Consider the following 24,192-nt stretch of genomic DNA (forward strand, 5'->3'; position numbering starts at 1 on the left):
CCCACCAGCCTAGACGGTCGTTCGTCCACAGATTCCACAGGCCCTATTACTACTTCTGTGAGTTCTCTTCAGAAATCTTCTTTCAAAACAGGTGTGTGGAGAGCGTCGGTCCACAGGCCCTCGAATGAGGCTCACGCCTCGAGCCTCCCGGCTTTCCAAGCAGCGAGGGAAGGCATAACGTGGACCCGCATCCCCCGGCTCCGCTCTCATCGGTGTCGGGGTTCTGTGACAGACTTCGTAGACTTGTCGAGACCACGATCGAAGGGATCCACCGGGCGATGGAGCTGGGAAGTATGAAGTTTCGTGTGCCTCGCGAGGACTTCGCTGATTCCGTTGCATGGGTTGCCCGAAGCCTTCCGTCGCGACCCCCCGTTCCCGTCCTGGGCGGTGTCCTGCTCGGAGCGGACGAACGCGGGCTGACGGTCTCGGGCTTCGATTACGAGGTATCCGCGCAGGTCCACGTCTCGGTCGAGGTCATCACCCCCGGTCAGGTGCTGGTGTCCGGCAAGCTGCTCGCCGACATCACCCGCGCGTTGCCCCACAAGCCTGTGGATGTCGTGCTCGACGGCACCCGTGTGCTCATCACGTGCGGTAGCGCCAAGTTCTCGCTCCCCACCATGCCTGTGGAGGACTACCCGCAGCTGCCCGCGCTCCCGCAGCAGACCGGTGCACTCTCCGGCGATCTGTTCGCCGAGGCCATCAGCCAGGTCGCCGTCGCCGCCGGCAAGGACGACACGCTTCCCATGCTCACGGGCATCCGAGTCGAGATCGAGGGCACCGACATGGTGCTCGCTGCCACCGACCGTTTCCGTCTCGCAGTGCGCAAGCTCGAGTGGATGCCCACCGCGGAGTCCACCAGCTCGGCCGTGCTCGTGCCCGCAAAGACCCTCTCCGAGGCCGCGAAAACTGTTGGCGGGTCGTCCAACTCCCCGGTCCAGCTCGCGCTCGGCAGCGGGTCGTCGGTGGGCGCCGAGGGCCTGCTCGGCATCGTCGCCGAAGGTCGCCGCACCACCACGCGCCTGCTCGACGCCGAATTCCCCAAGTTCCGCCAGTTGCTCCCCAACGAGCACACCGCGATGGCGACCGTCGAAATCGCACCGTTGGTCGACGCGATCAAGCGTGTCGCGCTGGTCGCCGAGCGCGGTGCGCAGGTCCGACTCGAGTTCACCGAGGGCAGCGTGATGCTGTCCGCCGGTGGCGACGACGCCGGCCGCGCCGAGGAATCGCATCCCGCGGAGTTCTTCGGTGAGCCGCTGATCATCGCGTTCAACCCCGGCTACTTGCTCGACGGTCTGACGTCGCTGCACACCGACAAGGTCTCGTTCGGGTTCACCACTTCGAGTCGTCCGGCCGTGCTGCGGCCGGCGCTCGACGAGGAGCCCGTGCCGGATTCCTCGGGTACGTTCGCCGCTCCGGACAGCGATTACACCTATCTTCTGATGCCGGTGCGCCTGCCGGGCTGACCGGCCCCGAGACTGGACCCCCGTGTACGTTCGCACCTTCTCGCTGCGCGACTTCCGTTCGTGGAGAACGGTTTCCGTCGACCTCACTCCGGGGGCGACGGTCTTCGTCGGGCGCAACGGACACGGGAAGACCAATCTGCTCGAGGCCCTCGGATATCTGTCGACGCTGTCGTCGCACCGGGTGTCCTCCGACGGCCCGCTGCTGCGGGCCGGCACGTCGCGGGCGTTCGCCGGGGCGCTGGTCGTCAACAACGGTCGTGAGCTCGGTATCGACATCGAGATCAACGAGGGCAAGCAGAACCGGGCGCGGATCAATCAGTCGCCCGCCCGGCGTCCTCGAGAGATCCTCGGCATCCTCCGCACGGTGCTCTTCGCCCCGGAGGATCTGTCGCTCGTGCGCGGCGACCCGGGTGATCGCCGGCGGTTCCTCGACGAACTGCTCAGCACGCGTTTCCCGCGGATGAGCGGGGTTCGGGCCGACTACGACAAGGTGCTGCGCCAGCGATCCGCCCTGCTCAAGACCGCGGGGGGAGCACTGCGGCGAGGGAGTCGCTCGAGCGACGGGGCGGGCGCTCTGGCGACCCTCGACGTGTGGGACGGTCATCTCGCGGCCCACGGAGCCGAGCTGCTCGCCGCGCGCATCGCGTTGCTGCACGAACTGGCCCCGCACGTGTCCGAGGCGTACCGGTCGATCGCACCCGAGTCGCGTCCGGCGAGCCTGCGTTATCGCAGCAGCCTGGCCGACGCGCTGCCGCCGGAGTTCTCCGACCCGGCCCGCACGCCCGCGCCCGACGACCGGGAGTTTCTCGAGACCGTCTTCCTCCACCGCCTCGCGGAGGTGCGGTCGAAGGAGATCGAACGCGGCGTCTGCCTCGTCGGACCCCACCGCGACGATCTCGACCTGACGCTCGGTGCCGAACCCGCGAAAGGCTATGCGAGCCACGGCGAATCGTGGTCGTTCGCGCTCGCACTGCGGCTCGGGGCATTCGCCCTGCTCCGCACCGACGGCACCGATCCCGTTCTCATGCTCGACGACGTCTTCGCCGAACTCGACCGACGGCGCCGCTCCGCCCTCGCCGAGGTCGCCGCGACGGCCGAACAGGTGCTGATCACGGCGGCCGTGCCGGAGGACGTGCCGGCCGAACTGAACGGCGCCCGATACCCCGTGAATGCCGAGGACACCGAAGAAGGTCGTGTCTCTGTGCTGGGATCGGTGCAACGGGAGACGGACCCGCTCACCGGGGAGGTCGGATGAACGACGAACAAGCAGGTCCCGAACGCGGTGCCGGGCCGGAGCGCAGCGCGGACGAGCCGGAGCCGAAGGGCATCGATCTGGCCCGCCGCGCGCTCGAGGAGGCTCGAGCTGCCGCCAAGGCGAGCGGTAAGGCCGTCGGCCAGGGACGCGCGTCGCGCGGGCCGCTGCGCCCGAAACGCCGACGTCGTGGCTGGTCGGGGCCCGGGCCGGACGACCGCGATCCCCAGACCCTCGGTTCGCTCGCGCAGTCGCTGTCCAAACAGCGGGGCTGGTCGGCGCACGTGTCCGAGGGCACCGTCATGGGAAGCTGGGCGCGGGTCGTCGGCGACGACATCGCGAGCCATGCCCAGCCGACCACACTGCGCGACGGGATCCTGCACGTCTCGGCCGAGTCGACCGCCTGGGCGACCCAGCTGCGGATGATGCAATCGCAGATTCTCGCCAAGATCGCCGCGGCCGTGGGGCACGGGGTGGTCAAGGAACTGCGGATCACCGGCCCGACGGCTCCGAGCTGGCGGAAAGGCGAACGCCACATCCGCGGCCGCGGACCGCGCGACACCTACGGGTGATCCCGGGCTCGCTCCCGGCCCGTACGAGGGGCGAAAATCGGAGCGCGTAGGAAATCACGTTGTCCGGGTCGCGAACAGGCCGCTACGGGGACGTCAGCGGTACGGAACGCCCGCTTTCGTGTCCACCCCGGCGCAAGGCTCACGGGCACGTAGGATGGACAGGAATGCGTCGCGCGCGTGCGCGGGGCCGATCGGAGAAGGAGAGCTACCCACCCGTGGCTGCCCAGAAGTCGAACAACAACAAGAGTGAGTACGGTGCGTCGTCCATCACCGTCCTCGAGGGTCTCGAGGCGGTGCGCAAGCGCCCCGGTATGTACATCGGTTCCACCGGAGAGCGTGGCCTGCACCACCTGATCTGGGAGGTCGTCGACAACTCCGTCGACGAGGCCATGGCCGGTTACGCGTCGAAGGTGGAGGTCACCCTCCTCGCCGACGGCGGTGTCCAGGTCGTCGACGACGGTCGCGGTATCCCCGTCGGTATGCACGCCTCCGGTGTGCCCACCGTCGAGGTCGTCCTCACCCAGCTCCACGCGGGTGGCAAGTTCGACTCCGATGCCTACGCCGTCTCCGGCGGTCTGCACGGTGTCGGTATCTCCGTGGTGAACGCCCTGTCCACAACCCTCGAGGTCGAGATCGACAACGACGGCTACCACTGGGAGCAGACGTACACCGCCTCGAAGCCGGGCGAGCTCGTCCGCGGTGAGGCCACCAAGCAGACCGGTACCACCGTCCGCTTCTGGCCGGACCCGGAGATCTTCGAGACCACGACGTTCAACTTCGAGACCGTCGCGCGTCGCCTGCAGGAGATGGCGTTCCTCAACAAGGGACTGACCATCACTCTCACCGACGAGCGGGTCGCTCCCGAAGAGGTCACCGACGAGGACGTCCCGGAGACCGCCGAGGCGCCGAAGACCGCCGAGGACCAGGCCGTCGAGGCGACCGAGCCCGAGGTGCACAAGGTCAAGGTCCGCACCTACCACTACCCGGGTGGTCTCGAGGACTACGTGCGCCACATCAACCGCACGAAGTCGCCGATCCACAACTCCGTCGTCGGGTTCACCGCCAAGGGCACCGGCCACGAACTCGAGGTCGCGATGCAGTGGAACTCGGGTTACTCCGAGTCCGTCCACACCTTCGCCAACACCATCAACACCCACGAGGGCGGTACGCACGAGGAAGGCTTCCGTGCGGCGCTGACCACGGTCGTCAACCGCTACGCGAAGGACAAGAAACTCCTCAAGGACAAGGACCCGAACCTCACGGGTGACGACATCCGTGAGGGTCTCGCGGCGATCATCTCCGTCAAGGTCGCTGAGCCGCAGTTCGAGGGCCAGACGAAGACCAAGCTCGGCAACACCGAGGTGAAGTCCTTCGTGCAGAAGGCGTGCAACGAACACATCTCGCACTGGTTCGAGGCCAACCCGGCCGACGCGAAGACGATCGTCACCAAGGCCGTGTCGTCGGCGCACGCGCGTGTCGCCGCTCGTAAGGCGCGCGAGCTCGTCCGCCGCAAGAGCGCGACCGACATCGGTGGTCTGCCCGGCAAGCTCGCCGACTGCCGGTCGAAGGACCCGAGCAAGTGTGAGATCTACATCGTGGAGGGCGACTCCGCGGGTGGCTCCGCCAAGTCGGGTCGCGACTCGATGTACCAGGCGATCCTTCCGCTGCGCGGCAAGATCATCAACGTCGAGAAGGCCCGGATCGACAAGGTCCTCAAGAACGCCGAGGTCCAGTCGATCATCACGGCGTTCGGTACCGGCATCCACGAGGAATTCGACATCTCGAAGCTGCGGTACCACAAGATCGTCCTGATGGCCGACGCCGACGTCGACGGTCAGCACATCGCGACGCTGCTGCTCACGCTGCTCTTCCGCTTCATGCGGCCGCTGGTCGAGGAAGGCCACGTCTTCCTGGCACAGCCGCCGCTGTACAAGCTCAAGTGGCAGCGCAGCGAGCCGGAGTTCGCGTACTCCGACCGCGAGCGCGACGCCCTGCTCGAGGCGGGTCTGAAGGCCGGCAAGAGGATCAACAAGGACGACGGCATCCAGCGCTACAAGGGCCTCGGTGAAATGAACGCCAAAGAGCTGTGGGAGACCACCATGGATCCGAGCGTCCGCGTCCTGCGTCAGGTGACCCTTGACGACGCCGCTGCCGCCGACGAGCTGTTCAGCGTTCTGATGGGTGAGGACGTCGCGGCACGACGGAGCTTCATCACCCGTAACGCGAAGGATGTCCGCTTCCTCGACGTCTGATCACGGTCGGCAGCGCCGGAGAACTGCATGCGAATCCCCGCTGTGTCGTACATCACGGCGGGGATTCGCATGTCGTGCGCCCGGAAGTGGGCAGGGCCGTTAGCCTTCTTCGTTACTCGTGAGTACACTTCTATCGGCCATCTGTACGTGTGGCTGCCGACGAGGGGGCTGGGGCAGCGCGGGGTACGGGAAGAACTCACTCTTCCGTATCCGCTGTATGTCCCGATATGGTGCCCTCACCCGAAACGTCTCGTTCGACTGCACTCGATCGAAAACGCGCTCAACGGAGTGCAGTGCCGACTGGTGTTCGTCGCCCGGCGCGGACGGGGTGGAAGGAGAGCTGTGATCCATGAGTGACAAGTCGCCGCCCCAGCAGCGGTGGTGGAACATCGAGGGGTGGGGTCTTCGCAGGAAGGTCACCGCCGTTCTCGCTGTCCCCGTGACTGTGGCAATGGTCCTCGGTGGTCTTCGGGTCGAGAACGAGCTCAGCAACGCCGTCCACTTCTCGTCCGCAGCCGATCAGGTCGCAGCCGTGCCGGACATCGTGGATTTCTCGACGGCGTTCGCCACCGCCACCGCGGATGCCGCGGTCGGAACGGCGACCCCCGAGGAAATGGCGGCTCTCGGTGACGCTTTCGGCACGATCGCCGCGATCACGGAGAACCCCGAGCTCGATCCCGCCGTGACCGCCGACCTCAGCCGCACCGCCGCCACGGCCCAGTCGCTCTACACGAAGATTCAGGCGGGTCCGGTGCCGATCGAGGAGATCGGTGCCGTCACCAACGAGGTGCGCGACAGCCTCAACCGTGTCGTCGAGGCCATCCTCGACGAGGTCGACGATCGCGAGATCATCGGCTACGGCGACCAGCTGATCAACGCGTGGTACTCGCAGCGCTACCTCTTCGGTCAGGTTCTCGGTCTGCTCCAGCTGATCGACGACCCGACCCAGCCGGGCACCGCGCTGGTGTCCGCCTCCGGCGCCGAGCTCGCGATGCTCGACCTGCTCGCCCGCTCCTACCTGATGGCCGATCAGCAGATCGCCGAACTGCGGGCCGGCGTCCAGGAACGTGCCGACATGGTCGACGCGGCCGGTTCCGGTCCGCTCCCGATCCTCGACATCCGCGCGTCGCTGCTCAACAGTGTCGACATCTACGGCACCATCATCGACGAGGCGTCGTCGCAGGTCAGCACCACGATTCAGGACCGCGCCGCGGAAACCCGCTCGGCCGCTCTCCGCGACACCGCGATCGTGCTCGCAGCCCTGCTCGCAGCCCTCGTGCTCGCATTGCTCGTGTCCCGCTCACTGGTCGGCCCGATCCGCCGCCTGCGTTACGGCACGCTGAAGGTCGCGCGGCAGGAGCTGCCCGAGGCCATCGACCGCATCAAGGTCGGCGACAACATCGAGGATATCGAGTTCACCCGAGTCCCGGTGCACACCACCGAGGAGATCGGTCAGCTCGCCCGCGCCGTCGACGACATGCACGGGCAGGCACTGCGTCTCGCCGGCGAGCAGGCACACCTCCGCCTGCAGATCAGCGACATGTTCGAGACACTCGCACGTCGCTCCAAGTCGCTCGTCGAGCAGCAGCTCGGCCTCATCGAACGACTCGAGTACGAGGAGAAGGATCCGGCCCGACTCGAGAGCCTGTTCCGCCTCGACCACCTCGCCGCGCGTATGCGCCGGAACGGCGACAACCTGCTGATTCTCTCCGGTACCCGCACGCGCCGCGGTCACTCCGCGCCCGTGCAGCTCGGCGACATCCTGCGCGCCGCGATGTCGGAGGTCGAAGACTACCAGCGCGTGCAGATCGGTTCGACTCCCGACGGTGCCCTCAGCGGCGCGGTCGCGACCGACATCGTGCATCTGCTCGCCGAGCTGGTCGACAACTCGCTGCGCGCGTCGCCGCCCGACAGCAACGTCACCTTCAGCTTCGCGCGAGCCGTCGACGGTGGCCTGCTCGTCGAGATCGCCGACCGCGGTATCGGTATCCCGGCCGACGAACTCGAGTCCATCAACCAGCGTCTCGCCAAGGGCGGCGAGGTCGGTCCCGACACCGCACGCCACATGGGTCTGTTCGTGGTCTCGCGACTGGCCGAGCGGCACGGTCTCACCGTGCGCCTGCGCCCGACCTTCGACACCGCGCGCAACCCGGGTATCACCGCGAGCGTCCACATCCCGGACGTCCTGCTGGTCTCCCCGTTGGCGTTGTCGCACACCGGTCCCCAGCCGCGCATCGAGATCGAAGCGGAGGAGTACTCGGCACCGCAGGCGCTCTCGGCGCCCGTCGCCCCGCAGGGTCTGCCCGCGGCCGACGACCGGCACGAGTACGCGTCCTCGCAGTCGCTCGACTCCGCCGACGATGTCCGTGCGGACGAGTCCGACGATGCCTACGACAACGGCTACGCGAACAACGGTTACGCCGCCGATGTCGACGAGAGCGCTTCCGCCGCATGGGATGCGGAGCCGTCCTACGACGACGAGCGACGCGACGAGCCGCAGCGCGACAATCAGGCACCGCCGGCATCCCGCGAGTTCGGCCCGTCGGGGCTTCCGCAGCGTCGCCCGGGTGGAACTCCGGGTCTGCCCACGCGTCAGCCGGGCGAGACGCCTGGTCTCCCGACTCCACCCCGGTCGCCGCAGCCGCGCCGGATCGAGCCGGACGCCGCCGCAGCCTTCGCGTCGTCGCTGCCTCCGCGCGGTCCTCGTCGCGGGCCGGACGAGACCAACGGTCACCCGCTCGACGGCCGCAACGGTGCCGGGCCACGACCCGACGCCGATCGGTCTCGCCGGGAAGGGCTTTCGGGTCTTCCGCAGCGTCGTCCCGGTGCCACACCGGGCCTGTCGCCAACGGACTCCCAGCAGTCGCAGTCGCAGTCCTTGCCGGTCCGTGAGCCCCAGCAGGGTTCGGCGCATCGTGCACCCGCCCCGCAGCAGCGACCCGCGTCCCCCGGTCTTCCGCAGCGTCGGCCGGGCGCGACTCCCGGCCTGCCGGGACGGGCTTCCGGATCGTCCCCGTCCGTTCCGCAGAACCGGCCGCAGCAACAGCCGTCGGCGGGACCGCTCGCAGGTGGCGACGCCGCAGGTCGCCCGGACACACCGAACCGTCCCGACCTGCCCCAGCGCGCCCCCGCGCCGGACGCACAGCGCGCCCCCGAGCAGGATGCGGATCGTCGGCAGCAGGAACCCTCGACGGGTTTCCCGCAGCGTCGTCCGGGAAGCACGCCCGGTCTGCCGCGTCGTCAGCCGGGCAGCACGCCGGGGCTTCCGCCGCAACCCGCTGCGTCGACCAACGCTTCCGAACCCGATTCGGCCGCAGCGGTCTCCGGTCCGAGCATCGCCGACGGTGGCTCCGTCTCGCCGCACAGCGACGCGCAGCAGGCGGCCCGCCATCGCTACCGGACCAACTCGGCGAAGACCGCATCGTTCTTCCAACCGCGGTCCGACCTCGCGTCGGCCCGTCCGCAGCCGGCGAACACCCCGATCTTCACCACGATGATGTCGGACTGGCTCGTCGACCCGACGAGCCTTCCGGAGGACCGCAGGAAGCGGGAGTGGCGCTCCGCGGCGGACGCGGGTTGGGAAGCCGCACAGCGTGCTACCGAGTCCCCCGTGGAGGAGCACACCACCGCGGGTCTTCCGCGGCGCGCTCCCGGCGAGCGTCTGGTGCCGGGTGCTGTTCGGGCACCGGCAACGGGTGAGCTGCCGAGGACCATTCGACGTCGAGACCCGGAAGCCATCCGGGCCAACTTGAGCCGCCATCAGCAGGGTGTCCGCAACGGACGCGCCTCGGCGAATTCCAGCAATCGCGAGAACGACGAACAGGGAGTTCGATGAATATTGATCATGGATCCGACGCAGCTCGTCCATTGGACTGGTTGGTTTCCAACTTCGCGCGCGAAGTCCCGGGTGTCTCGCATGCCGTGCTCGTGTCCGCCGACGGTCTGCTCATGGCCGCCAGCGCCCACCTCCCGGTGGATCGTGCCGAGCAGCTCGCTGCGGTGACCTCGGGTCTGGCCAGCCTGTCCAACGGTGTGTCGCAGCTGTTCGACGGTGGGGGTGTGCTGCAGTCCGTCGTGGAGATGCAGCACGGCTACTTGCTGCTGATGAGCGTCGGCGACGGCTCGCACCTGGCGGCTCTGACCGCCTCCGAGTGCGACATCGGACAGGTCGGTTACGAGATGGCGCTCTTGGTCGATCGAGTGGGTGCTTCGGTCGAAGCCACCCCGCGGGTCGGTCTAGGGTCCTGACGTCGAGGTGGCCATGGAATCGCGGAAGCCGGAGTCCGTGCCGGATCAGCCCAGTCTGGTCCGGCCCTACTCCCTGACTTCGGGACGTACGAGTCCTGCGGTCGAATTGGCGTTGGAGGCGCTCATCCAGGCCATTCCGGGAACCGACGATCGGTCCCGGGATCTGGACAACATCAATGCCACGATCCTGGAGCTGTGCAAGGAATCACCCTCCGTCGCGGAGATCGCCGCGCGCGTGGGGGTGCCGATCGGCGTGGCACGCGTGCTCGTCGCCGATCTCGTCGAAGCCGGACACGTACAGATCCTGGCCACGCTGAAAGACGATTCGAGCGACGCGGAGCGTCGTGAGCTGATTGAAAGGGTCCTCAGTGGACTTCGCGAACTCTAACGCCACGAAGCGCGTGACCTCGACCAAGATCGTGATCGCCGGAGGCTTCGGCGTCGGTAAGACGACTCTGGTCGGGACGGTGTCGGAAATCGTGCCGCTTCGTACCGAGGCGCTCGTGACGAACGCCAGCGACGGCGTCGACAACCTCTCTGCGACACCGCAGAAGGCGACCACCACGGTCGCCATGGACTTCGGTCGTATCAGTCTGGCCGACGACCTCGTCCTCTACCTGTTCGGCACGCCCGGACAGCACCGCTTCTGGTTCATGTGGGACGACCTGATCCGCGGCGCCATCGGGGCGATTGTGCTGATCGATACGCGTCGCCTGGATGAGAGCTTCGCCGCCGTCGACTTCTTCGAGGCGCGCAATCTCCCGTTCATCGTCGCCATCAACGAATTCGACGATGCTCCCCGGTACCCGCTCGAGGACATCCGTCAGGCGATGGCGATCTCGGCGGATGTGCCGATCGTGTCGATCGATGCGCGAGCACGTGAGTCGGCGAAGCAGGCCCTGGTCACCGTCACCGAATACGCTCTGCGGAAGCTGCACCAGCCGGTGACCCAGTAATGGGGGAGGGCCTCGAACTCTTCACGATGGGCTCGTGGGTCACGGTCCTTGCCTATCTGACCTCGGCGATCGGGGTGTTCATCGGGGTCACCGGTGCTCGACGGGTCCGCACCACCTCCAGCGACCGATTGCGTTCGTACTGGATGATTCTCGCTGCCCTGGTGAGCGGTGGCGTCGGTGTCTGGCTCGCTATGTTCCTTCCGATGGCGGGCTTCAACGTCGAGGACAGTGTGGTGCGGTTCGACACCGTCACCATCGTGTTCTCGATGCTCGTCGCGCTGGTGTCGGTGTACGTGGCGCTGCTCGTCGCGATCCCGGACAACGCTCCCGCCACCCTCGCCCGGACGGTCACGGGTGCTCTCGTGCTGGGCGCCGGCCTTGCGGGCGCGCCGTTCTCGGTCCTCGCAGCGGTGCGGATCCAGGGATCGCTGACCTTCGATCCGCTCTGGGTCGCCGCAGCGGTGGGGCTGGCGATCGCGACGGCCGTGGGCTTCCTGGCCCAGGTGAAGACGGCGGACACGTGGCCCAAGCGCCTGCTGAGCAGCGCGTTGGCCGGCGTCGCCGTGATCGCGGTGCACTTCCTCGCCGCCGCGTCGGTCCGTGTGGAGATCGACCCCGCCGTGGTGGTTTCCGGTGGGATCGAGGTCTTCTCCATTCTCTTCCCGCTCTTCGTCGTAGGCCTGTTGCTGCTGGCCGTTCCGATCGTCCTGGTGCTCCAGGCCCCGGATCGTCTTGCGGCGGAACTGGAAGAGGAATCCGAGCGGTGGGCGGCCGACGGCCCGGTAGATCCCGTCGACGGTCGGACCTTCTGAATATCGTCCGAACATGTTGTAAGTCAACATATCTGGTTGAAATCCCGGAAGTGGAGTAGTCTTCTGTGCAGCGTCGGGGGTCGCTGTCGGTCTACTCGGCACGACACGGATCGATGTGCCGTGCGTGCCGCTTCCTGGGGGGCAACATGTCGCACGAGGTTCACCATTTTTCCATGGGCGGTTGGCTTTTCGCACTCGCCTACATCACGTCCGCAGTGGGGTGCTATGCCGGTCTGTCCTGCGCGCGCAAGGCTGCGAACGCATGGACGTCGGTCGCCCGGACCCGATGGACACTCATGGCAGCCCTGTCCATCGGGGGCGTCGGAATCTGGTTGATGCACTTCATCGGGATGATGGGCTTCGACGTACCCGGTTCCGCGATCCGTTACGACCTCGGACTGACGTTGCTGTCGGTCGCGCTCGCCGTGACGGCCACGCTGGTCGGATTGCGGATCCTCGACACCGACGTGCAGTGGATCCGTGGGTTGCCGTCGGATGTCCGGCTTCTCGTCGGCGGCGTGATCATGGGCTTCGCGGTCGCCGGCATGCACTACAGCGGCATGGCCGCGGTGCGGATCCAGGGCGAACTCGAGCAGGGACGGTCGTACGTCGCGGCGTCCGTCGCGATCGGTGTCGTCGCGTCGATCGTCGCGTTGTGGCTGTCGCGGGTCGCGGAACGGCCGGCCGTGCGGATCCCGGCCGCCGCCCTCATGGGATGCGCCGTGGTGGCACTGCACTACACGGGCATGGCCGGGATCGCGGTGACCGTCGATCCGTCCGCTCCGAATCCGGAGGGGATGACCATCATGACCCTGCTGTTCCCTGGATTCATCATCGGTGTCGCGCTGCTCGCGGTGCCGGTCGTAGCTCTGATGGCATCGGCGAGCACACAGGACCTCGAGCAGGAGCGGGAGATGGCGATCTGGCTCGGTGGGGACGGCCCCGAGACGGTCTCCCGTCCTTACGGACGACATGTGAAACGGTGATGTGATGTGAACACCCACAGCGCGATAAGCTCGCTTACGCTGCTGGAAAGTCGGGGTGCAGCCCGCATCGGGTAGGTCGTGGCGCGTGCCCTCCGAGCGCGGTGGTGACAGCGCGCCGCTGTGAGGACCTCACGTGTCGCACGACGTACACCACTTCTCCATGGGGATGTGGGTTTTCCTCCTCTCCTACGCCACCGCTGTGATGGGCTCCTTCGTCGGATTGTCCTGTGTCCGGCGGTCGCTCGAAGAGCCGCGGCGCAGCGGCAACTGGTGGCTCCTCATGGCATCGTTGTCCATCGGCGGCGTGGGCATCTGGCTCATGCATTTCATCGGCATGATGGGCTTCTCCGTGCCGGGTACGACCATCCGATACGAACTGGCACCGACGGTCTTCTCTGTCGTGCTCGCCGTCGTCGCGACCCTCGTGGGTCTGCGGATCGCCGACGTGCACGACGTCAGCAAGCACCGCATTCCCGAATCGGTGCGGTTGCTCATCGGCGGTCTGCTCATGGGCGCCGCCGTCAGCATGATGCACTACAGCGGCATGTACGCCATCCGCATCCGGGGCGCGATCGAACACGAGACGGGGTACGTGATCGCCTCGGTGATCATCGGTGTCGTCGCCTCCACGGCCGCGCTCGCACTGGCCCGCCGCACGCGTCGTCTCGAGATCCGCGTCGTCGCGGCCTTCGTCATGGGATGCGCGGTCGTGGCGCTGCACTACACCGGCATGGCCGGCGTGCGGGTCACCCTCGATCCGAGCATGCCCGCGCCCGAAGGCATGACCGTGATGTCGCTGCTGTTCCCTGCGTTCGTCCTCGGCATCATCGTCCTGGCCGTGCCGATCACCGCGCTGCTGCTCGCCTCCGACCCGGAGGACGCCGTGCGCGACGCCCGGCTCGGGCAGTGGGCGTCGGAGGCGGAACGGCAGGTGGACCGCGACCCGGTCACCGGATCCCACATGTGAGAACTCGGTTCCGGACAGATCTCGGGCTGTGAAGTGCCTGTCCTTCTCGGCATCGGCTGACCTGCACCTATAGACTCGTGTGGTTGCGAGACGTCCGTCGGGCCGAAGGCCGGAGCCGGGCGTGCGAGCCGAGTAGAAGAAGGAGCTCATGACCGACACCACGTTGCCTCCGGAGGGGCCGGGGCACGACCGCATCGAGCCCGTCGACATCCAGCAGGAGATGCAGAGCAGTTACATCGATTATGCGATGAGCGTGATCGTGGGCCGTGCTCTGCCCGACGTGCGTGACGGTCTCAAACCGGTGCACCGACGCGTGCTCTATGCGATGTTCGACAACGGCTTCCGCCCCGACCGCGGGTACGTGAAGTCGGCGCGCGCGGTCGCCGAGACCATGGGCAACTACCACCCGCACGGCGACGCGTCGATCTACGACACGCTCGTGCGTCTGGCGCAGCCGTGGTCGATGCGCTATCCACTCGTCGACGGCCAGGGCAACTTCGGTTCCCGCGGCAACGACGGCGCCGCCGCCATGCGGTACACCGAGTGCCGGCTCACGCCGCTCGCGATGGAGATGCTGCGGGAGATCGACCACGAGACGGTCGATTTCCAGCCGAACTACGACGGCCGCACGCAGGAACCGACGGTTCTCCCCAGCCGTATCCCCAACCTGTTGATCAACGGTTCGGGCGGTATCGCGGTCGGTATGGCCACCAACATCCCGCCGCACAATCTCGGGGAGGTTGCGGAGGCCATCTACTGGGCGCTCGACAACTTCGAGGCCGACGAGGAGACCACCCTCGCCGCGGTCATGGAGCGGATCAAGGGACCGGACTTCCCGACCGCCGGCCTGATCACGGGCACGCAGGGCATCCACGATGCCTACACGACCGGTCGCGGATCGGTGAAGATGCGCGGCGTCGTGGAGATCGAAGAGGACTCCAAGGGCCGCACCAGCATCGTCATCACCGAGCTGCCGTACATGGTCAACCCGGACAACCTCATCACGTCGATCGCCGAACAGGTCCGCGACGGCAAGATCGCGGGCATCTCCGACATCCACGACGAGTCGTCCGACCGCGTGGGCATGCGCATCGTCGTCACTGTCCGCCGCGACGCGGTGGCCAAGGTGGTTCTCAACAACCTCTACAAGCACACGCAGCTGCAGACGAGTTTCGGCTGCAACATGCTGTCGATCGTCGACGGGGTGCCGCGCACGCTGCGCCTCGACCAGATGATCCGGTTGTACGTCAACCACCAGATCGAGGTCATCGTCCGGCGTACGCGGTACCTGCTGCGCAAGGCCGAGGAACGCGCCCACATTTTGCGCGGCCTGGTCAAGGCCCTCGACGCGCTCGACGAGGTCATCGCGCTCATCCGCGCGTCGCAGACCGTCGACATCGCGCGCGCCGGCCTGATCGATCTGCTCACGGTCGACGAGATCCAGGCCGACGCCATCCTGGCGATGCAGCTGCGTCGCCTGGCTGCTCTCGAGCGTCAGAAGATCGTCGACGACCTCGCCGAGATCGAGCGCGAGATCGAGGACTACAAGGACATCCTGGCCCGTCCGGAGCGGCAGCGCGCCATCGTCCGCGACGAGCTGAAGGAGATCGTCGACAAGTACGGCGACGAGCGCCGCACGCGGCTTGTCGCGGCCGACGGCGATGTCAACGACGAGGACCTCATCGCACGTGAGGACGTCGTCGTCACCATCACCGAGACCGGTTACGCCAAGCGCACGCGCACCGACCTGTACCGCTCGCAGAAGCGCGGCGGCAAGGGCGTCAAGGGTGCCGAGCTCAAGCAGGACGACATCGTCAAGCACTTCTTCGTGACGTCCACGCACGACTGGCTGCTGTTCTTCACGACGAAGGGCCGCGTCTACCGCGCGAAGGCGTACGAGCTGCCCGAGGCGAATCGCACGGCGCGTGGTCAGCACGTCGCGAACCTCCTGGCCTTCCAGCCCGACGAGCGCATCCAGGGCGTCATCCGCCTCAAAACCTACGAGGATGCGCCGTACCTGGTGCTCGCGACCCGCAACGGCCTGGTCAAGAAGTCGCGCCTGTCGGACTTCGACTCAAACCGTTCGGGCGGCATCGTCGCGATCAACCTGCGCGGCGACGACGAGCTCGTCGGCGCGGTGTTGTGCTCCGCCGAGGACGATCTGCTGCTCGTCTCGCAGCAGGGCCAGTCGATCCGTTTCTCGGCCACCGACGAGGCGCTGCGTCCGATGGGCCGCGCGACCTCCGGTGTGCAGGGCATGCGGTTCAACGGCGAGGACAAGCTGCTCTCGCTCAACGTCGTCAAGGAGGGCACGTACCTGCTGGTCGCTACCTCGGGTGGTTACGCCAAGCGCACCCCGATGGAGGACTACCCGGTCCAAGGTCGCGGCGGTAAGGGTGTTCTGACCATCCAGTACGACCGCAAGCGTGGCAACCTGGTCGGGGCGCGCATCGTCGAGGACGACGACGAGTTGTACGCCATCACCTCGAGCGGCGGTGTCATCCGCACTGCGGCGAAGCAGGTGCGCAAGGCAGGCCGTCAGACCAAGGGCGTGCGGCTCATGAACCTGGCCGAGGGCGATACATTGCTCGCGATCGCGCGCAACGCCGACGAGCCGGACGAAGCCGACGCAGCCGGAGCTAAGGAGTCGTAAGTGAGCACTCCCCAGGGACCGAACGGGGCCGATCGCGGGCAAACCGGTCGGAAGCCGGAGGACCGTACAGAGAACGAGGTGAAGCCCGAGAACAAGGGCACGCAGCAGGGCCCGGCCTCGGAGCAGAAACCGGCGCCGGAGAACCGGCCGTCGCAGTCGTCACCGGCCCAGCCTTCGCAGGCTCCTGGGGCACCGGCGGAGGGTTCGTCCGCTCCCGCAGCGGGAGCAGCGGACCCGGCACCCGTGCAGGGTCCGGCCGACCAGCAGCCGGCAGCAGGCCGGAAGGCCGCCGAGCCGACGGCGAAGGCGGCGCAGGACACGCCTGCTCAGGGCGGCTCCCAGAAGTCCGGTGGTGCCTCAGCGGACGGTAAGAACGGATCGGCTGCGGCCGATCAGCCGGCCACAGGTCAGCAACGCACCGCCCAGATGCCCCGCTCCGGCGGCCCGACCCCTCCCTGGCAGCGGGGAGCGGCGTCGGCGCAGTCGGGCTCCCCGCAGAACGCTCCGCAGACGAACGTTCCGGGTGTGGGTCAGGGTCTGTCCAAGCAGGGTGGAGCGCCTCAGCGCCCCGCTGGGGCCTCGGCCAAGGGCTCTGCGGCCGGAGGCCCGGAGCCGTCGACGCGTCCCGTCGTGACCGGCACAGCGGCTCCCAATGCCGCCGGAGGAGCTAGCCCGGCCGGGGGCGGAGACGCCGCGCGCGGGACGCGCGACCGGGCTGCTGCAGCGAAGGCGAAGTCCGCGGTAATCGACGGCCCGACACGGCACATCGAACGCAAGGATCTCGCCAAGGACCTGCCGGATCTGTCCGCAGTGAAGCATCCGTCGACCGGTTCGCCGAGCACGGGGGAGACCCCGCAGGTGAGCGCCCCCGCCACCACCGCGGTGCCCACGGCGATCCCCGCCGCCGGACCGCTGCGGGCCACCGTGCAGATCCGCCGTATCGACCCCTGGTCGATGCTGAAGATCTCGTCGGTGATCTCGGTGTCGTTGTTCTTCGTGTGGATGATCGCGGTCGGCCTACTCTACGGCGTGCTGGCCGGCATGGGGGTATGGGAACGCCTCAACAGTGCGTTCACCGACATCGTCTCCGACGCCGGTAGCGGTGCGCTCGTCTCGGCCGGCCAGGTGTTCGGCTACGCGACGATCATCGGCATCGCCAACACGGTGTTGCTGACGGCTCTCGCGACCCTCGGTGCGTTCATCTACAACCTCTGCACCGATCTCGTAGGCGGCGTTCAGGCCACCCTCGCCGACCCGGATTGACCTGCCGGAACGCTGCCCCGCCGAGGCGATTTGTTTCCGGCGACCCCGGTGGGGTAGTGTTCCATCTCGGTTCGAGGGCCTATAGCTCAGGCGGTTAGAGCGCTTCGCTGATAACGAAGAGGTCGGAGGTTCAAGTCCTCCTAGGCCCACTCCCGTGCCGAAAGGATGATCGGAATGAGGGTTCTCGCACTCGTGGGAACCGGGATTCTGATCGTTCTCGGAATCGCTCGCATGCTTCGGAGCGAAGACGAATGGCACGCGGTTCCCAGTCGCTGACGCGGCGGACGGGGCCTTAGCTCAGTTGGTAGAGCGCTGCCTTTGCAAGGCAGATGTCAGGAGTTCGAATCTCCTAGGCTCCACAAGAAAATATTCAGGTAGAGGGCGTTTCCGGGATTCCGGAAGCGCCCTTTCTCTGTTGCTGCCCCCGATGGTGCGCCTACATCCCACACTCGAAGGGTGACGCCTCGCCTCTCTCCGCGACTCGCCGAGATCGTCGCGGCCCTGCCTCTGGAGCCGCACCTGAGGGTGCTGGAGATCGGCTGTGGGCCCGGGGCTGCAGCGCGTGCGGTCGCCGAACGGTTGACCACCGGACACATTCTCGCTCTCGACCGGTCCCCGGTGGCGATCGACCGGCTGACCTCGTCGTCTGGAGATCTGATCGCTGCGGGCCGGTTGAGGGCGCGCTGTGTCGCCGTCGAGGACTTCGTCCCGGGCGTGGACGAGGAGCCGTTCGACCTAGTCTTCGCAATCAGGGTCGGCGCCCTCGACGGACGGCACCCCGAAGCCGGTAGGGCAGCTCTGGCACGCATCGCGGCGGCGACGCGCCCGGATGCGCGACTGTTCATCGACGGTGGTGAGCCGTTGAGGGAACTTCCGATCCCGAGAGGATCGTGAAGAGTCCCTAATCGGTGCACCGTTTCACGTGAAACATCAGGACAGGGCGGTGGTGAGAACCCTGCGGATCGAGGAGCGCACCTCGTCGAGCTTGCGGCCGGATTCGATCAATTCCGTTCCCTTGTGCACGAGCGCGGTGACGAGCTCGGCATCGAGTTCGGGATCCGCGACTCCGAGGGCCCGCAGCGACTCGACGAGGGGGAGGACGAGGTCCTGATGCATGGCGTGCATGCTCTCGTCACTGAACGCCTGAGGGGTGAAAGCGGCGAGAGCACCGACGATCGCGTGCTCTCCCTCGGCGACCAGCTGCAGATTGACGTCGATGTACGTCAGCACCCGCTCCGTCGGATCGGACACCTTCTCCATCGCCTCGACCACGCGCGTGTTCCAGCGCGGGAACATGTCGACGACGACCGCGTGCAGCAGGTCGTCGCGCGAATCGAAGTAGTTGTAGACGCTCGACCGGGCCAGACCCGCACGACGCGCCACGTCGCCGAGCGAGGGTGCCTGTTCCGGTTTCTCGGCGAGGAGTTCGAGCGCCGCGTCGAGGAGGGCACGGCGCTGCGCTGCGCGGTGCTCCGCGACCGTCGCTGCGGAAATCTTCGGCACCGCCGGCCCTCCTCGTTCGGCTGTCGACCGTTCAGTCGTGTGGTCGAAGTCTTCCGTCGACCATTTCGAGCACGCGGTCGCAGTGCCGCAGGATTTCGTGGTCGTGGGTGACCATGATCGTAGCCACTCCACTGGTGTGGGTTTCCCGTGCCAGCAGTTCGACGACCTCGTGGCTGCGTTTCCGATCGAGGGCGGCGGTGGGTTCGTCGACGAGCAACAACGACGGTTCGGCCATCAGGGCCCGCGCGATGCCGACACGTTGACGCTCACCGCCCGAGAGCTGCCCGGGTCGCCGCTGGGCGCGGTGCTCCATACCCACCGAGGCGAGCAGCTCGTCAGGGTTCCGTCCGGGGCGTCCGGCGATCTTCTCGACGAGGAGCAGTTGATCGCGTGCGGTCAGGGCGGGGAGGAGATTGCCGGACTGGAATACGAACCCGACCCGCTCTCGGCGCAGCTTCGCGGTCGCCCGCGGGTCGAGTGCGGTCACCTCGATACCGTCGACACTCACGGTGCCGGAAGTGGGTCGGCCGAGGCCACCGGCGACCGCCAGCAGACTCGATTTGCCGGCACCGGACGGCCCGACGACGGCGACCAGTTCACCCGGCTCGACGCCCAGGTCGACGTGATCGAGGGCGTGGACCGTGCTGTCGCCGTCGCCGAAGGACAGGCAGACGTCGGACAGTGCGAGGCCGGTGGAGGTGGTGACGGTCATCTGTTCTCTCCCAGGGCAGCGAGCGGATCGACACGGACGATGCGGACCACGGCGAGGGCGGCGCCGAGCAGGCCGAGGACGACGAGCAGAACGGCACCTCGAGCGACGGGGCCGGATTCGAGGACGAAAGGCATGCCGCTGCCCTCGAGGCCCGACCCGAGTCCGAGACCGACGAGCACACCGAAGGCGACCGAGCCGACGAGCACGATCACGGCCTGCAGGAGGGCGTCGCGCAGGAGGAATCCGGTGGAGGCGCCCATGGCGCGGAGGACGGCGATCTCACGGCTGCGCTGCACGGTCCAGATCGTGAAGAACGCTCCTACGACGAGGGCTGAGATCGCGTAGAGGAAGGCGGTGATCATCGACATCGTCATCATCTCGGCGCTGTAGCCGGGGGAGGAATCGAACGATTCCTCCAGGGTCTTCGCTGTCGTACCGGCTGCTGCGTCACCCGCGGTGAGATCGGGCAGTGCTCCGTCCACACCCTCGATCGCGACCACACTGGCTTCGGTGTACGCGCTCGGAGGGACCTGTTCACCGAGCCGGACACCGGCGTGGATCTCCTGCCAGGTGCTCAGGGGAAGGTAGGCGACGTCGACGTGACCGAAGGTGCGCTTGTCGGAGGTGAACCCGACGACGTCCAACCGGGTACCGAGACGATCGACGACGATCGTGTCGCCGAGTTCGACGCCGGTGGCGCGGGCGCTGTCGCTGAGGACGACATCGGTGTCACCACCGAGCGGTGCCCCCTCGGAGACCGAGGGTTCGAGGAACGAGCCCGGCCGGATGCCGAAGAGTGTGAGGTCCACGGGGACCCCGCTCTCGGTTTTCGCGTTGACGATGGTGTTGCCGAACAGTTCGGCGCGAGCGACGTCCGGGCGGGCACGCCAGGTGTCGGCCTGGTCTTCCGTGACCACGGATCGGGAGAATGCGGAGTCGGCCTTGGTTCCTTCGGCGAAGGCGAATGCCTGCACCGGTGTGCGCTGCAGTGCGGAGACGCCGTCGACGACGAGACCGGACGACAGACCGGACAGGATCACCATGAGGATCGAGATGAGCGCGACGACGGCGCCCATCAACAGGAAGCGGGTGCGCGCGAACCATAGTTCGCGCATGGCAAGAAACATGTGGAGTCCTTCGTGGGCTGGACCGGGTATGTGCCCAATCTTCTCGACGGCACGTCGATATCTTACCGACGCTCTGTCGTTATATTCGGTGATAGTTACTACATGGGGTAGTAATCGCAGGTGAGGGAAGTATTCTGGCTTCATGGCCGAGGTGAACACCGTGATGCGCATGCGCGCGGTCTTCGTGAGCGGAATCTCGGCCGCACTGAGCATCGCCGCGCACGCCTTCGCCGGCGGAGCGATGCCCCACCAGGACGCCCTGGTGTTCCTCCTCGGGCTTGCCTTCGCTGTCGGAGTCCTCACCGGCGAAACCAGGCTTCCGGTGCCGCTCGTCCTCGTCCTCGGGCAGGTCGCCGGCCACCTCGTGCTGGGACTCCACGACGGTCACCTGCACACACCGGGATCCGGAATGATGTCCGCCCACGCGGTTGCCGTCCTCCTCGCCGCAGTATTGGTACGGGGTGCCGAGAAGGGCTGCGAAGCAGCACTCGCAGCGCTGCGCCGGATCGTTCCCGAGACGTACCGCACGCTGCCCGTGGCCGTCGCCGAACCTGTCCCGACGATCCACCGCCCCGATATCGGTCCCGGCGTACTACTCGTCGGCGGAACCGGCAGCCGCGCACCTCCCGTTGTTCTCCGCTAGGTCAACCTTCTCGGTCGCCGCCGCCGGCGACCGCTCGTTCCGTGTACCCGCAGAGGCACCGACACTTACGGAGAATCATGAAGAAGACCATGTTCGGCACTGCGATCGCCGCAACGGCCCTGCTCGCCGCCGCCTGCGGTTCCGACACCGGCACCACCGACTCGGCCGAGGCCGTCGTCGTGTCCGAAGCCTGGGTCAAGGCATCCGACACCGGGATGACCGGTGCCTTCGCCGAGATCGAGAACACCGGCAGCAGTGACGTGCACATCGTCGGCGCGTCCAGTCCTGCATCCGCCACCACGGAACTGCACGAGATGGTGTCGTCCGGCGGCGCCTCGATGGTGATGCAGGAGATGGGGGACGGGCTCGTCATCCCCGCGGACACCGTGCACAGCCTCGCGCCCGGCGGCGACCACCTCATGCTCATGGACCTCGTGGAGCCTCTGCGACCCGGGAGCACGGTGACCTTCACACTCGAGTTCGCGGACGGATCGACCGAGGAGTTCACGGCCCAGGTCCGCGACTTCGCCGGGGCACAGGAGGAGTACGTGCCGTCCCACGACGGGGCAGCCCACGATGGCTAGGTTCACTCGACGCACCCTGCTCGGGGGCGGTGTCGCCGCGCTGGGTGCAGCAGGACTCGGCGCGGTCGGAGGTGGGACGGCGGTCGCGTCCCGCATCTCCGAACCGATCGGCGCGCGGACCGTGGAGATCCACGGCACCCATCAGGCTGGTATCGACACCCCCGCGCAGTCCTTCGCGTCGTTCGTGGCACTGGACCTCGCCGAGGGTGTCGATCGTGACGGGCTCGTCGGGATCATGCGGGTGTGGGCCGAGGATTCGCGGCGACTCACCACCGGGACGCCGGCGCTGGGCGACACCGAACCCGAACTCGCCGTCGACCCGGCCCGGCTGACGGTCACGGTCGGCTACGGTCCCGCGGTCTTCGACGCCGCGGGCCTGACCGACCGACGACCCGCGTGGCTGAAGCCGCTGCCGGCCTTCTCGATCGACCGGCTCGAGGAACGATGGTCCGGCGGCGACCTGCTGTTGCAGGTCTGCGCCGACGACCCGGTGACCGTCTCGCACGCGGTCCTCACACTCACCAGGAGTGTGCGATCGGTGGCGACGGTCCGCTGGATCCAGCGAGGGTTCCGGCGTGCGGCCGGCACGCGACCCGATGGGACGACCATGCGCAACCTCATGGGGCAGGTAGACGGCACCGTCAATCCCGCGCCGCACAGCCCGGACTTCGACCGGCAGGTGTGGAATCCGGGTGACCCGCCGTGGATGGCCGGTGGCACCTCGCTCGTGCTGCGCCGGATCCGCATGGAACTCGACACCTGGGACGAGCTGGACCGTCCCGCTCGGGAACTCGCCGTCGGCCGGCGACTGTCGAACGGTGCTCCGCTGACGGGTTCGGAGGAACACGACGACGCCGACTTCGAGGCCACCGACCGGTTCGGTATCCCGGTGATCCCGCCGGAATCGCACGTCGCGCGGGCACGTCCCCGCACCGGCGACGAGCAGTTCCTGCGACGGGGTTACAACTACGACGACCAGGACGGCGCCGGATTGCTGTTCGCCACCTACCAGGTGGACGTGGACCGTCAGTTCGTCCCGGTGCAGCAGCGCCTCGCCGAGCACGACGCGCTGAATCCGTGGATCACGCCGATCGGGTCGGCGGTCTTTCTCGTCCCTCCGGGATTCGGTCCGAAGGGGTATCCCGGCGACACCTTGCTGGGTGACTGAGACAAGACCGCGACGTATGTGGAATCGAGGTCTAGCCTCGAGGGTGTGACCGAGATTACACAGATACGTCAGGGTTTCGCGTCGCTGCGGGAAGGCGGCCTGAACTGGGACGCCTTCCCGCTCCGGCTCTTCGCGAAGGGCAACGCAGCGCACTGGGATCCGATGGACATCGACTTCTCCCACGACGCCGAGGACTGGGCGTCGCTCAACTCGGAACAACGCCGCAGTTCGACCTATCTGGTCGCGTTGTTCGTCGCCGGCGAGGAGGCCGTCACGCAGGACATCCTTCCGTTCCTCCGCGCCATGGAAGCGGAGGGCCGGTTGGGTGACGAGATGTACCTGACCCAGTTCTGCTACGAGGAGGCCAAGCACGTGCAGGTGTTCCGTCGCTGGATGGACACCGTGGGACTGACATCCGACCTGCACCCGTTCGTTGCCGAGAATCCCTACTACCGGCGGCTGTTCTACGAGGAACTGCCGCACAGCCTGCGCGTGCTCGATCGAGATCCGTCCCCGGCCAATCAGGTCCGCGCGAGTGTCACCTACAACCACGTCATCGAGGGCAGTCTCGCGCTGACGGGCTACTACGCGTGGCAGAAGGTGTGCACCAAGTACGGGATCCTGCCGGGCATGCAGGAGATCATCCGGCGGATCGGTTCCGACGAGCGCCGGCACATGGCCTGGGGCACGTTCACCTGCCGACGGCATGTGGCAGCGGACGACTCGAACTGGAACGTCGTGTTGCAGCGGATGGAGGAGTTGCTTCCCCTCGCGACCGGAATGATCCAGTGGCAGAACGAGCAGTTCGACGAACAGCCCTACGGTCTCGACAACGACGAGTTCATCTCCTATGCGGCCGACCGGGCACAGAGACGGCTCGGCGCAATAGAATCCGCGCGCGGACGCCCGCTGGAGGAGATCGATCTCGATTTCGCTCCCGCCGTGCTCGAGGACCGTTTCGGGGACGAGGACGCCGCCGCGCTCGCTGCGGTTCCGGCTCCCGACCGCACCCCGGCGGACTGAGCAGGGTC

Annotated in this window: 21 protein-coding genes and 2 tRNA genes; 20 read left to right on the forward strand and 3 right to left on the reverse strand. The window is 67.3% G+C overall.

Going from position 1 to position 24,192, the window contains the following annotated elements; all coding sequences use genetic code 11:
* The first annotated feature begins 278 nt into the window (after positions 1-278).
* From dnaN to K3M35_RS09380, 16 genes are all read left to right on the forward strand, one after another.
* Complete coding sequence (gene dnaN / locus K3M35_RS09305; protein ID WP_220666320.1) at positions 279-1,463, forward strand: DNA polymerase III subunit beta; 1,185 nt, start codon at positions 279-281, stop codon at positions 1,461-1,463.
* 22 nt (positions 1,464-1,485) lie between these two features.
* Positions 1,486-2,718, forward strand: a complete 1,233-nt coding sequence (gene recF, locus K3M35_RS09310; protein ID WP_220666321.1) for a DNA replication/repair protein RecF — start codon at positions 1,486-1,488, stop codon at positions 2,716-2,718.
* Positions 2,715-3,287: a DUF721 family protein gene (locus tag K3M35_RS09315; protein WP_019290471.1), complete on the forward strand. Its 573-nt coding sequence runs from the start codon at positions 2,715-2,717 to the stop codon at positions 3,285-3,287. The genes recF and K3M35_RS09315 overlap by 4 nt, the downstream gene beginning before the upstream one ends.
* A gap of 215 nt (positions 3,288-3,502) precedes the next feature.
* Entirely contained in the window at positions 3,503-5,539 is a 2,037-nt protein-coding gene (gene gyrB, locus K3M35_RS09320) for a DNA topoisomerase (ATP-hydrolyzing) subunit B (protein WP_019290470.1), read from the forward strand.
* 349 nt (positions 5,540-5,888) lie between these two features.
* A complete protein-coding gene (locus K3M35_RS09325) occupies positions 5,889-9,374 on the forward strand; it encodes an ATP-binding protein (RefSeq protein WP_220666322.1) in 3,486 nt (1,161 codons plus the stop codon).
* Positions 9,371-9,787 carry a roadblock/LC7 domain-containing protein gene (locus K3M35_RS09330; protein ID WP_006550917.1) on the forward strand — a complete coding sequence of 139 codons (417 nt, stop codon included), beginning with the start codon at positions 9,371-9,373 and terminating at the stop codon, positions 9,785-9,787. The genes K3M35_RS09325 and K3M35_RS09330 overlap by 4 nt, the downstream gene beginning before the upstream one ends.
* Positions 9,788-9,800: 13 nt before the next feature.
* On the forward strand, positions 9,801-10,175 hold the full coding sequence (locus tag K3M35_RS09335; RefSeq protein ID WP_006550918.1) for a DUF742 domain-containing protein: 375 nt from the start codon (positions 9,801-9,803) through the stop codon (positions 10,173-10,175).
* A gap of 13 nt (positions 10,176-10,188) precedes the next feature.
* On the forward strand, positions 10,189-10,743 hold the full coding sequence (locus K3M35_RS09340) for an ATP/GTP-binding protein (protein WP_024102547.1): 555 nt from the start codon (positions 10,189-10,191) through the stop codon (positions 10,741-10,743).
* A complete protein-coding gene (locus K3M35_RS09345; protein WP_006550920.1) occupies positions 10,743-11,555 on the forward strand; it encodes an MHYT domain-containing protein in 813 nt (270 codons plus the stop codon). Before K3M35_RS09340 ends, K3M35_RS09345 begins: the two co-directional genes overlap by 1 nt.
* Positions 11,556-11,701: 146 nt before the next feature.
* Positions 11,702-12,541: an MHYT domain-containing protein gene (locus K3M35_RS09350; protein WP_220666323.1), complete on the forward strand. Its 840-nt coding sequence runs from the start codon at positions 11,702-11,704 to the stop codon at positions 12,539-12,541.
* 133 nt (positions 12,542-12,674) lie between these two features.
* On the forward strand, positions 12,675-13,508 hold the full coding sequence (locus K3M35_RS09355; RefSeq protein WP_039584437.1) for an MHYT domain-containing protein: 834 nt from the start codon (positions 12,675-12,677) through the stop codon (positions 13,506-13,508).
* A gap of 148 nt (positions 13,509-13,656) precedes the next feature.
* Positions 13,657-16,161, forward strand: coding sequence for a DNA gyrase subunit A (gyrA, locus tag K3M35_RS09360; protein ID WP_024102549.1), 2,505 nt, complete (start codon positions 13,657-13,659; stop codon positions 16,159-16,161).
* Positions 16,162-17,424: a DUF3566 domain-containing protein gene (locus K3M35_RS09365; RefSeq protein ID WP_220666324.1), complete on the forward strand. Its 1,263-nt coding sequence runs from the start codon at positions 16,162-16,164 to the stop codon at positions 17,422-17,424. It begins immediately after the preceding gene.
* Positions 17,425-17,499: 75 nt separating this feature from the next.
* Positions 17,500-17,573, forward strand: a tRNA-Ile gene (locus tag K3M35_RS09370).
* A 137-nt stretch (positions 17,574-17,710) separates the two neighbouring features.
* A tRNA-Ala gene (locus K3M35_RS09375) sits at positions 17,711-17,783 on the forward strand.
* A gap of 97 nt (positions 17,784-17,880) precedes the next feature.
* Entirely contained in the window at positions 17,881-18,318 is a 438-nt protein-coding gene (locus K3M35_RS09380) for a trans-aconitate 2-methyltransferase (RefSeq protein ID WP_064256040.1), read from the forward strand.
* A 36-nt stretch (positions 18,319-18,354) separates the two neighbouring features.
* Here the strand turns inward: K3M35_RS09380 and K3M35_RS09385 are convergent, their stop codons facing one another.
* The 3 genes from K3M35_RS09385 to K3M35_RS09395 are packed head-to-tail and all read right to left on the reverse strand — an operon-like array spanning position 18,355 to position 20,766.
* Positions 18,355-18,927 (reverse strand): TetR/AcrR family transcriptional regulator, encoded by a 573-nt coding sequence (locus K3M35_RS09385; RefSeq protein ID WP_019290462.1) that lies wholly within the window; start codon positions 18,925-18,927, stop codon positions 18,355-18,357.
* Positions 18,928-18,958: 31 nt separating this feature from the next.
* Positions 18,959-19,639, reverse strand: coding sequence for an ABC transporter ATP-binding protein (locus K3M35_RS09390; protein WP_006550926.1), 681 nt, complete (start codon positions 19,637-19,639; stop codon positions 18,959-18,961).
* On the reverse strand, positions 19,636-20,766 hold the full coding sequence (locus tag K3M35_RS09395) for an FtsX-like permease family protein (RefSeq protein WP_033098092.1): 1,131 nt from the start codon (positions 20,764-20,766) through the stop codon (positions 19,636-19,638). Before K3M35_RS09395 ends, K3M35_RS09390 begins: the two co-directional genes overlap by 4 nt.
* A 142-nt stretch (positions 20,767-20,908) precedes the next feature.
* On the opposite strand from K3M35_RS09395, the gene K3M35_RS09400 reads away from it, so the two are divergent.
* The 4 genes from K3M35_RS09400 (at position 20,909) to K3M35_RS09415 (ending at position 24,184) form a co-directional block, all read left to right on the forward strand.
* Complete coding sequence (locus tag K3M35_RS09400; protein ID WP_220666325.1) at positions 20,909-21,409, forward strand: hypothetical protein; 501 nt, start codon at positions 20,909-20,911, stop codon at positions 21,407-21,409.
* A gap of 77 nt (positions 21,410-21,486) precedes the next feature.
* Positions 21,487-21,993: a copper chaperone PCu(A)C gene (locus tag K3M35_RS09405; protein WP_024102556.1), complete on the forward strand. Its 507-nt coding sequence runs from the start codon at positions 21,487-21,489 to the stop codon at positions 21,991-21,993.
* On the forward strand, positions 21,986-23,161 hold the full coding sequence (locus tag K3M35_RS09410) for a Dyp-type peroxidase (protein ID WP_220666326.1): 1,176 nt from the start codon (positions 21,986-21,988) through the stop codon (positions 23,159-23,161). Before K3M35_RS09405 ends, K3M35_RS09410 begins: the two co-directional genes overlap by 8 nt.
* A 45-nt stretch (positions 23,162-23,206) precedes the next feature.
* Entirely contained in the window at positions 23,207-24,184 is a 978-nt protein-coding gene (locus tag K3M35_RS09415) for a R2-like ligand-binding oxidase (protein ID WP_016931505.1), read from the forward strand.
* Positions 24,185-24,192 lie beyond the last annotated feature (8 nt).

It is taken from the genome of Rhodococcus sp. DMU2021 (assembly GCF_019641445.1).
GTDB classification, from domain to species: Bacteria; Actinomycetota; Actinomycetes; order Mycobacteriales; family Mycobacteriaceae; genus Rhodococcus; species Rhodococcus pyridinivorans.